Source organism: Acinetobacter endophylla, assembly GCF_053543775.1.
This window is the reverse complement of the sequence record NZ_JBLVOM010000057.1, coordinates 1-10754: the sequence shown is the minus strand read 5'-3', so window position 1 is coordinate 10754 and position 10754 is coordinate 1. Positions and strand designations below refer to the sequence as shown.

General features: G+C 36.4%; 7 protein-coding genes, 2 pseudogenes and 1 other annotated feature. Of the genes and pseudogenes, 4 read left to right on the top strand and 5 right to left on the bottom strand.

The features are described 5' to 3' along the window. On the bottom strand, positions 1-306 hold a 306-nt coding region (locus ACNPNW_RS04610), incomplete at its 3' end, for a transposase-like zinc-binding domain-containing protein (protein WP_448766603.1). Between the two features lie 60 nt (positions 307-366). On the opposite strand from ACNPNW_RS04610, the pseudogene ACNPNW_RS04605 reads away from it, so the two are divergent. The 3 genes and pseudogenes from ACNPNW_RS04605 to ACNPNW_RS04595 all read left to right on the top strand — a co-directional run. Beyond that, positions 367-549 (top strand): annotated as a pseudogene (locus ACNPNW_RS04605) (HNH endonuclease); the annotation flags it as partial. Between the two features lie 132 nt (positions 550-681). After that, complete coding sequence (locus ACNPNW_RS04600) at positions 682-1581, top strand: protein kinase family protein (RefSeq protein WP_314295951.1); 900 nt, start codon at positions 682-684, stop codon at positions 1579-1581. After that, the gene (locus ACNPNW_RS04595; RefSeq protein ID WP_314295950.1) at positions 1578-2426 is read left to right on the top strand and encodes a DUF3037 domain-containing protein; all 849 of its coding nucleotides are present in this window, start codon (positions 1578-1580) and stop codon (positions 2424-2426) included. The genes ACNPNW_RS04600 and ACNPNW_RS04595 overlap by 4 nt, the downstream gene beginning before the upstream one ends. Positions 2427-2459: 33 nt before the next feature. Here the strand turns inward: ACNPNW_RS04595 and ACNPNW_RS04590 are convergent, their stop codons facing one another. The 4 genes from ACNPNW_RS04590 to ACNPNW_RS04575 are packed head-to-tail and all read right to left on the bottom strand — an operon-like array spanning position 2460 to position 10046. Continuing rightward, positions 2460-3944 (bottom strand): type I restriction-modification system subunit M, encoded by a 1485-nt coding sequence (locus tag ACNPNW_RS04590; protein WP_314295949.1) that lies wholly within the window; start codon positions 3942-3944, stop codon positions 2460-2462. Next, positions 3941-5824: a GmrSD restriction endonuclease domain-containing protein gene (locus ACNPNW_RS04585; protein WP_314295948.1), complete on the bottom strand. Its 1884-nt coding sequence runs from the start codon at positions 5822-5824 to the stop codon at positions 3941-3943. Before ACNPNW_RS04585 ends, ACNPNW_RS04590 begins: the two co-directional genes overlap by 4 nt. Next, on the bottom strand, positions 5821-7368 hold the full coding sequence (locus ACNPNW_RS04580) for a restriction endonuclease subunit S (RefSeq protein ID WP_314295947.1): 1548 nt from the start codon (positions 7366-7368) through the stop codon (positions 5821-5823). The genes ACNPNW_RS04585 and ACNPNW_RS04580 overlap by 4 nt, the downstream gene beginning before the upstream one ends. Next, positions 7368-10046 (bottom strand): type I restriction endonuclease subunit R, encoded by a 2679-nt coding sequence (locus tag ACNPNW_RS04575; protein ID WP_448766602.1) that lies wholly within the window; start codon positions 10044-10046, stop codon positions 7368-7370. The genes ACNPNW_RS04580 and ACNPNW_RS04575 overlap by 1 nt, the downstream gene beginning before the upstream one ends. A 125-nt stretch (positions 10047-10171) precedes the next feature. On the opposite strand from ACNPNW_RS04575, the pseudogene ACNPNW_RS04570 reads away from it, so the two are divergent. Beyond that, positions 10172-10754, top strand: a pseudogene (locus ACNPNW_RS04570) (IS3 family transposase); the annotation flags it as partial. Next, positions 10447-10563 (top strand) — a sequence feature (AL1L pseudoknot). It overlaps the preceding pseudogene by 117 nt.

Below are 10754 nucleotides of genomic sequence, written 5' to 3'. Positions count from 1 at the left end.
AGATTCATAATGACTTTGTTTAGGCTGAATTTGATAGGCCGATTCAGTTAAAGTCCGTAAGACTTTACCGATACTAATGCGCTCAATTTCAGCGATATCTCGTATACCGCTGCCTCTGACCATTAACTGTAATATTTTACGAGTAATGCCAGAATTACATCCTAGATAGCTCAGAGCATGGTCACCAATAAAATGACGTTTGCAGTCTTTGCATTGGTAGTTTTGTTTCCCATCTACTTTGATGCCATTTTTCTTTATACTGTCACTGAGGCAGGTTGGACATTTGATTTCTAGAGTTATTTGCATTTCTCTATTTTATCAAAATTCAACCTGCTTTTTTTTAGCATACTTTTTGATACACCACCAAGTAATTTACTTGCATCAGATGAGTTTTTGCATAAGTGGCAGGAGCGGAATGAAGAACAGGATTTGATCATTGTAGATCGAATATCGGTGCTGGGCTTTTTGACGGATAAAGAGCGGTCGCATAAGGTGGCGGAGTGGGCTTATGCACAGGCCCAAGATAATGGCTATATTTTTTGGGAATAAATTCTTATTTAATTGCGTAGAGGAACGAAAATATTTTCATTGTTAGTCGTAGATTTTTAAGATTATTTAGAGCCGATCTATTCTTTTTTTGATAAAGTAATAAAATAAATATATTTCTTGCATTTTATAAATATGACTATCGAAATAATTGAAGAAGAGGGATACCTAGAAACACTTAGACTAGTAAGTAGTACTAGTGGAGGGTGTTCGGCAAGTACTAGATTGGCTACAGTGTGTTGGCCTGATGGGGAGGAAGTTGATACTTTTATTAAGATTTTCCCATTTGTAAGTCGAGATCGAGAAATCATAAACGAAAGTTTTGGGTACTTGATGGCTAATAAAGCATCTTTGAAGCAATCTCCAAGAGTAGCTCTTATAAAAATATCTGTGGATGATATTCCTGCAGATCCAGCGGATACATTTGCTCATCAATATGGGTTTTATTATGCTTGGGCTTGTAGAAGTATTGGCAGCAGTAATATGAAAAAGCTATATTTCTCGCCACCTTTCAGTAGTGGTACAGTTGATGAATTTGCAAAGTATTTTGATGCTTTAACAGAGTGGGATGATTTCGAAAAATTAATTACATTTGATGATTGCATAGGTAATTGTGATAGAAATCCAGGTAATATCATTTTCTTAAATAAAAATAGTTTAGCTATTATTGATCATGGTTTAATCTTTGGTGGAGTAGATTGGGTAAACTGTGGTTTAGTAAATGCTCATAACTTTACTAATTGGTTGGAAGAGTTCTTTATAAATCAGCATGGCGGAAATCCATCTACAATTGCATGGAAACCTATTATTGATGCATCAAATAATAATCTAAGAGCATTTGATGAGCCATGTTTTGATGAGATATCGAGTGATATTGAAGAGGTCTTTAATAGTTTAATTCCAAACGTACCAACTACAAAAGTGGTTATTGCTATTTTAGTGCAATACTTTAAAGATCGACTGCAAGGAAGTGTTGCAAGGTTTAATGGGTTATCCTCTTATTTCAATAGTAGTTTGGGAGCTGTAGCACCATGAGTAAACTACATTTAGTTAAAACACAAAATTCTAAAATCGTACGTGGTGAATGGTCTTTAATTCAGTGGAATCCTGATCTTGCTACTGAAGAACTTTTAAATATTGGTGTGGCACTTAATATTGATGGGACTATAAACTTTAAAATGTTGGACCAGTTCGAGAGGTTATCATGCCTTTTTGATAGTTCTGTGATTCAACATGTTCAAGACGTCATTGAACTTTCATTACCAGCTTTAGCAAACAATTGTAGAAATTTTTCTGAACAAATTAAATGGATTGATAAGGGTGTAGCAAAGGGTAATTCAGAAGAAGAAATTCTTGATCGACTTTATAATCGTGTTATTACTCTTGCTAGAGAATGTAGTAGGAAAACAGTAAGATCAGAATTTAAGACAGTGCAAAGTGATGCACTTATTAACAGAATTACTAAAAAATTCAAAGATAAAGTAAAGGGAGACCCTTTACTATCAGGGGTCATCCCTAATCAAAAATATATCGCTTTTAATAATGATAGCCTTTTAGTTCCATTACAAGGAACTAAAGGTTATGGTGGAATTGTTTCAGCAGTAACGCCTAATTTAGATAGAATAAGCAGTAACTATTTAATGAATGTTAATGACTTGAAAACAGCGGCAATCTTAAATAATAGAGAACCGACTTTTTTTATTTTAAGTCCAACAGATGATGAGTTAGATAAGTTAGATAGTGATAAAGCAGAGAAAATAGATAGCCTAATCGAGAGTCTAAATCGAAAGCAACAGCAACAAGGCATCAAAATAGAATGTGAAACATCTGAGTTAATACTGTTAGATAAAATTAAGCATTGGGCTTCAAAAGCAGCATGATGAAAAGGGCTCCCATCTAGGGAGCCTTTTTTATTAGTTTTCTAGTTTCGTTAGAACGCTACGGAAATTTTCTAAAGCTGACTCGATATTTTCGATAATTTCATTAGCTAGAATGTCTGGATCAGGTAGATTATCTAAATCTGTCAGACTTTTGTCTTTAAGCCAGAATACATCAAGACTCGTTTTATCTCGTTTGACTAATTCAGCATAGCTAAACTTTTTCCAACGACCCTCAGGATTGTTCTCAGCGTGCCAAGTTTCAGAACGCTCAAAACGATTTAAAGGGTTATAGCATTTGATGAAGTCTTGTAGATCTTCAAAACGCATTGGTTTTTTCTTTAAGGTGTGGTGTACATTCGTTCTGTAATCGTAGTACCAAACTTCTTTAGTCCATGGATCTTTACTAGCAGGTTTGTTATCAAAGAAAAGTACATTTGCTTTTACGCCATTAGCATAAAAGATACCTGTAGGTAAACGAAGAATAGTGTGTAATTCAGTTTTGGACATTAACTCTTTACGGATCGTTTCACCAGCTCCACCTTCAAACAAAACATTATCTGGAACAACAACAGCAGCCTGTCCAGTTGTTTTTAACATCGAACAAATATGCTGTAGGAAGTTAAGTTGTTTGTTTGATGTGGTTGCCCAAAAGTCCTGACGGTTATACGTTAAATCTTCTTTTTCCTGTTCGCCATCTTCATTGGTAAAGCTCATTGAGCTTTTCTTACCAAATGGAGGGTTTGCCAATACATAGTCCACAGTAATTGGACTAGGTGCAATCAACGCATCATTTGGTGAAATAAGACTATCTTTGTCAATTTCACCAATGTTGTGCAGAAACATATTCATCAGGCACATGCGACGAGTATTTGCGACAATCTCATTACCATGGAAGGTACTATTCTTTAAAAATGCTTTTGCATCTTTATCTAAAGGGGCATCAGGATTTTTTGTTAAAAACTCATACGCTGAGAGGAAGAATCCACCAGTACCACAAGCTGGATCGGAAATTGTCTTATTCGGTTCTGGACGCACACATTCAACAATTGTTTTAATTAAAGAACGTGGGGTGAAGTACTGACCTGCACCAGATTTCGTATCTTCGGCATTTTTTTCTAAAAGACCTTCGTAAATATCACCTTTAACATCCGTATTTAAAGTGACCCATTGAGTGCTATCAATCATTTCAATAAGACGTGATAATTTTGCAGGGTCTTGGATTTTATTTTGGGCCTTTGTAAAGATTTGACCCAACATGCCTTTTTCCTTGGCAAGATCTCGTAAAAGGCTAATGTAATGAAGCTCTAGCTCGGCACCTTTTGTATTTAAAAGCGTATCCCATTTATATTTTTCAGGAATGCCAACATTACGACGATAAGGTGGTTTGGAATACTCATCAGCCATTTTTAAGAAGATGAGATACGTAATCTGTTCGAGGTAATCTCCATAACCAACACCATCATCACGAAGGGTGGTACAAAAGCTCCATACTTTTGAAACTATAGATGATGCATTCATGAAGTTGCCTCTGCATTAGCTTGTGTGTATTGGTTAATAAATTGGTTAGATCTTAAGGTTTTACCCATAGTTTGATATATGAGACTAATAAGGTTATCAGCTCGTAATCTCATAAATGATTCAAAATCATCTTTACGGATCTCATCGGTTGGTATGAGATGACCTTCTAGAATTGAATCCATTTGCTCATCAGAGTATTGAGTCGTATTAAAATTCTGTAATCGACTTAAATAAATAGATGGTGCTTTACCTCCAATCGCTCTATTTGTGGAGGCTGATAGAGGGGTTTTGTTAATAATCGAATCATATACTGCTGGTTTTATTTCTTTTTCCTTACACCATTGTTGAGGGAAAATATGGTGGATATCTAAAGGTTTGCCATCTAAATCAAGTTGCTGAATGGTTTCATTCCAAAAGAAGTCTTTTGCACCTTCACGGAGTACTAAAGTATTGATACCTTTATAAGCAGCACTTTGACGAGATCTTAAAGTTTCAAGGCGTTCAGGTTGGAATGAGGCATCAAAAATCGTTCTGATAATGGTTTCATCATTCTCGACCCAAGCGATGAAATCTTCTAAGTCATTGGCAGTTCTAGTTTCAGCAGCACCACCATAGAGCTCACCTAAGACACCACACCAGAACCATTGTTCTAACTTTTGTAGAATTTTAGGTTCACGCCAATTCATCTTTCTTTCAGCTAACTTTGTCATAATTGCTGCGAGAGGGATAAGCTGACCACGGTATGGCAATTCACGCTCTGAGAAGAAGCATTGTTTCGTAAGGAAGCTTGCGACTTCAGTAAAGCCAATCTCAACAGCATTTGCCCATTGCTTATAATCTTGTAAGGTCAGAGTCAGTACAGCTTGTCGCTTAGCTGAAACTGCAGAAAGTAATTTACCTGTTTTACCTGCCTTTCTGTCAATCTGACGCTTGTCATAAGTAGTTAATAAACTGATAACTTGTAAGAAATCGGTTGGTTCAAGTTTTGAGAGAATTTTTCGATTTTCAACAATACGTTGATAACGTCCCTCAATACCTTGTTTTTGATCACCGTACCAATCTTCTCGTAGATTGTTGTCTTTATCATTTTCTGCCGCAAATGATGCAGTGACCAATTCAAAGACAGAGAGGGGAACACCACCTGTATTTACCTTTTCAAATACAAGGCACACAGCATCTTTGGATGTGTTTTTGTTGAGCTGAATCACTGGAATTTTATAAGATTTGAATTCCTGTAAGACTTTATCTTTAAAGTCAGCAAAACGAATATATTTATCCTGATTATATTTCAGCAATCCCATTTCCCAAGCATGACTATTAAATATTAGGCTACAAGGGAAAAACATTGATTCATATTCTTTCTCAGTCGTTGAGAAATCTAGAGTAATAAGCTGGCCAGCACCATTTTCGATTTGTTTAAAATCACGATCAAAATTCGTTTTAACAGTCTTATCTTTACCTACCGAAATAAAAGCGTCATCGAATTGTCCATTTAGGGCAGCTTCGATATCGATATAGTAATAACGCTCAATTTCTTGACCTTTTTCAGTAAAAGTTTTAACAGGTTTATTTAAAGCTAAGACTTGTGTTAAAGATGTCAGTCGCTGTTGACCATCCAAAATCAAATATTTCGGAGAAGGTGTTTCGCCTGAAAATTCTACATTTTCAACAGCACGTACTTTAAAGTTGACAGGTCCGCCAGTCTCTAAAAGCATCACGGCACCCACAGGGAAGGAGCGTGCAATACTGACTAACAGTGAGCGAATATGTTCATCGTCCCATACCCATCCACGTTGGAAGTCGGGTAGTTGAAGTTCACCAGTTTTAATTTGATGAATTAAGGTTTCTAATTCAGGTTGTTTAGTTTCAAAAGTGCTCATATCAGTTCCTGTTGAGCAGGCTCATCTTCTTTTATAGTTTTGGTTTTACGCTTAGTTGACTTTTTAGGAATTTTATTGGCTTTTGCTTTCGTCAATTCTTCCTCTTTTTCAGCCTTAATGCGTTCAAGTAAAACTGAGGCAGGTTCATCGTTAGGATCTTGAGGGACAAGTTCACCAGAGAAAGCTTTCTGTAAAATAGATTGTTTTAATAGATGTGCTCGTTTTAGCTCTGAATCCAAATATTGACGAGTAACTTTTTCTTTATCCAAAAAGTTAGAGATAATTTTCACTATTTCCAGCTGTTCTTCTAAAGAGCAAAATGGGAATGGGTAATTCTGTAATTTTTCACCATTAATATTGGATTGATTTACACCATCTGTTTTAACTGAGTTGCCATAGGTTTTAGCAATGTGTGAGTTAAGATAATAATTTAAAAAATTTGAATCAATTAAATTTGAATAGTGATTAACACGAATCAAATAACCAGCAAAAATTGCAGGTTGTTCACCTTTATAAATTGCTGTTTTCCCAACTAATTCTGGGCTATTTGTTCGGTTAAAAAGAACATCTCCTGCTTTTAATTCATACTGTTTAATTTCTTGCTCATCTGACGTATACACTAAATCATCCCAATCAATAACGCCTTGTTGAATATTACCCATACGTATCACTGGGACAGAGCCAGATTCTTGAGATTTTGCTGAGGTCCCGTATTCCACACCTGATGTAATATTCCCAAGTGTGTCCCAATACCATTCCGAAGGTATAGCGGGTAAAGTTGATAAAGTATCTTTCGTTAATTTTTGAACATCTTTGGGAGCTCTAGGTTTGGTAGGTTTGCGCCCTTCCAGCTGCTTTAATTCCCATTCTTTAACAGATGCTTTCCATTTTTCGATTTCGTTTTCATATCTAAGTTTTCTTTCATCAGAAAATTTAGATTTTAATATTTCACCTGTAGATATCAAATTTTGATAATTTTTACGCCATTCTTCTGTCAATTTTCCTTCAAAGGCTTGAATAAGGATAGCTTCTCGATAGATATCTAATTGTTTCTTTGCAGTTTCTAAAGACTGAATACCATCATCAACTTCAGAAAATAACTCCTCAATTTTTTGAACAATTCGTATTTGCTCAGCATAAGGTGCTATAGGGTAAGAAAAGTTTTTTAATAAAGAGAAATGACGAGCGTATCCTTTGTTTGGAATCTTTAAGCTTTTTAAAAGATAAAAAGCATACTTAATTGAAACTGTAGAGTTAACATTTAGTACTTTAATACCATCTGCACCGGGAACAAAAGGATCATTAAATAGCTTTATAACTTTTGTATGATCTCCAAATATTATTTTGGTTCCATCGTGATTAACTAATTTAGATGGGTCATTTGAAAATCCGCTAACTAATTTTGAACTACTTTGATCAATGACAGGATATAAGCCATCAGCGAGGTATTCATCTTCTTTAATTTTGAGCTTAGATATACTGATGTTTTCGTAAATAGTTTCAAAAGATACTGAAACCCAATTTTCAGGCAGTTCTGATTTCATCAAGCGACTAGCTCCAAATTCATTTCTTGAATAATAGTGTCCATATCATCTCCAAATAGCTGATACATGCGACCTAAACCACCTTCACTATCAAAAGGAGCCATGTCGAGGTCATCATGATCAATATGGAAAGAGTTTGCAATGTGATCACGCATCATTCGTAACCAGTCAAGCTGTACATCAGAGAACTTAGAACCTTCAGTATTGTTGGATTTAAAAATCCAACGTTTAAAGTTTTGACGTACAGTCGCATCATAAGGAACTAAAGCTTCGTCTAAACCACAAACACGACGTAACAAAGACATCAGGGCAGTCAGGTCATTGATTGGACGAGAAGCGGTTATGTCGTACTTTTCCAAATATGCAAACGCATCCCACACACGTAATGGCGCAAGTTTTGGTCGCTCGTGCTGTAATTTTACCAATAACTCTTTAATCATGGCATAAGTAACTTGAGCGCGTTGTTGTGGAATATTGAAGTAAATATTTAATGCAGAAATTTCATCAATATTTTCATGAAGGTATTCAATAAAATCTTTTCTCAAGGCTTCACTATTGGTTTGAATATCACCAGCCCATTCCGCAGTGACGACTTCATCAATTTCATCTTCTAGATAAACTTGCTCAGTTTGCTTACGGATAGTATCAAGTAAGTCAATCATATTCCCATTAAGAATTTTAACTGCTTCTTTAACACGAGCTTTAAGAATCGGTTTAACATGTTCGTCTGTAACTTCCTCATCAGATGTTAGTCCATGCTGTTCCATTGCGATTTGATTCACCTTATCCGAATCAACGGCATCAAACAGATTTTTCACAAAAGAGCGTAAGCTTAAACCTTTTGACTCCTTCTCAAAAAGTTCAAGTTGATAGTCATCTAATTGACGTTCCATTCGAGAAAGCCGGTTGGCAAAAGAGACAACAGTATCTGGGTCATGAGCCCCTAAAGTTAAACCTCGTGCAAGATCCTTTAGCGGGACAGTTGGCTTAGAATCTAATGGTTGGCTAGCTGTTTTTAAAGACTCAGTTACACCTATCGCATCTACAATCACATAACGACTCTTAGCACCTTTAGCAGAAGGAGTTACTTTTTTCAGGTTTTCTTCGTCTAGGGTGCGTGTACCACGACCTTTCATTTGTTCAAAATAGTTCTTACTTTTCACATCACGCATGAAGAGTAGACATTCAAGTGGTCGAATATCTGTGCCTGTGGCAATCATATCGACCGTAACAGCAATACGTGGATAAAAATTATTACGGAATTGCGCTAAGACTGTTTTAGGATCTTCATCAATTTTATAAGTAATCTTCTTACAGAACTCATTTCCTTCACCAAACTCATCTCGAACGATTTGAATGATGTCATCCGCGTGACTGTCCGTTTTAGCAAAGATGAGTGTTTTAGGTACTTCAGCTCGCCCAGGGAAAATATTTGGCAAATTATTTTTGTAGGTTTGTACTACTTTACGGATCTGATCAGGTAAGACAATTTCTTTATCTAATTGCTTTTTCGAATATTCAGTATCTTCATCGGTTGTTTGCCATTTAGTTTTACGGGTTTTTCTTTCACGCAATTGGATCAAACGTTCAGCCTCAACTTTGACACCTTCTTGTGTTTTCTTAGTGCGAATAATAAAGGTATCGTTACCAACGTTTACACCATCTGCAACAGCCTTCTCATGATCATATTCACTGACTACATTGGCATTAAAAAAACCATAAGTACGGTTGTCAGGCGTTGCAGTTAAACCTACTAAGTAGGCATCAAAGTACTCGAGAACTTGACGCCATAAATTATAAATAGAGCGGTGACATTCATCGATAATAATGACGTCAAAAAATTCAGGTGGAATTTTTTTATTATAGACAACAGGTAATGGTTCTTTGGGTTGTGTCATCTGCTCAGCAAGGCTTTCTTCTTCCTCAGACTCATCCAATGGTTCATCTTTAAGAATAGAATACATGCGCTGAATCGTACTGATATAAACCTCAGCATCAGTAGGAACATAACTGCTTCTTAATCTGCTTACAGTATATAGCTCTGTGAATTTTCTATGATCATCTTGAGGGATATAGGTCATGAACTCTTGTTCAGCCTGTTCACCTAAATTTTTAGTATCAACAAGAAATAGAATTCTTTTTGGTTTGGCATGTTTTAATAGACGATAAGAAGAGGTAATTGCAGTAAATGTTTTACCAGAGCCAGTAGCCATTTGAACTAAGGCACGAGGTTTATCTAACTTAAAAGAAGCTTCTAGATTGGTAACAGCGGTAATCTGACAATCACGTAGGCCCGTATGATCTAATTCAGGTAAGTCGTGCAAACGTCCACGAAATGATTTTTTTTCCTGTAAAAGCTTTAAGATAGTTTCTGGTTGGTAAAAACTAAAGATACGACGAGATTTCGGTTTTGGATCTTTAAAATCTGTAAAACGAGTGATAACCCCAGTACTTTCAAAGACAAATCTTAAAGGGTAGTCATTATTAATATATTTAAGTGTTGAATTGGCATATCGAGAAGATTGTTCTTCTACAGTGGTGATTTTATCTCCCCATTCTTCAGGCTTTGCCTCAATTACGCCAACAGGTTCATTATCAACAAAGAGAGCATAGTCAACTGGTCCAGTAGAAGTTGGATATTCTCTGATCGCAATGCCTAATCCTGCAGAAAAATTCATTGTATCTAAATTTTGTATTTCCCAACCAGCTTCTTTAAGTTGAGCATCAATGTTGTCCCTAGCAATTTGCTCTGGTGAACCGTACCGGGTTTGTCGGAGACCAAGCTTTCTGAGAGAATGTCCCGATGAAAAAAGTAAAATATACCCCTGAAATCAGAGAAAGAGCGGTTCAATTATTGATTGAATCCGAGAAAGATTATCCATCGAATTGGGCTGCAATCACAGCAATTGCTCCTAAAATTGGCTGTACTCCTGAAACACTACGTGTTTGGTATCAAAAATACTTAGATCAACAAAATCCAGTTAAAGCACAGCAGCTTTCAGACCAAGAACGTATCAAACAACTGGAACGCGAAAATAAAGAACTGCAACGTGCTAACGAAATTCTACGTAAAGCAGCGGCTTTTTTCGCCCAGGCGGAGCTCGACCGCCCACACAAATAATGGTGGATTTTATCCATAACAATAAGGCGTTATATGGTGTTGAGGCGATTTGTAGAATTTTACCGATCGCTGCTTCAACCTATTACCGGACTTTAGATCTCGCGGACAATCCAGAACATCGAGCGAAACGGGATCTGCATGACCTTCATCATGCTGAACAAATTAAACGAATTTGGAAGGAAAGTTCAGGTCGGTATGGTGTGCGTAAGGTCTGGCAACAACTGAAACGTGAAGGCTATGTGATTGCACGTTGTACAGTTGCTCG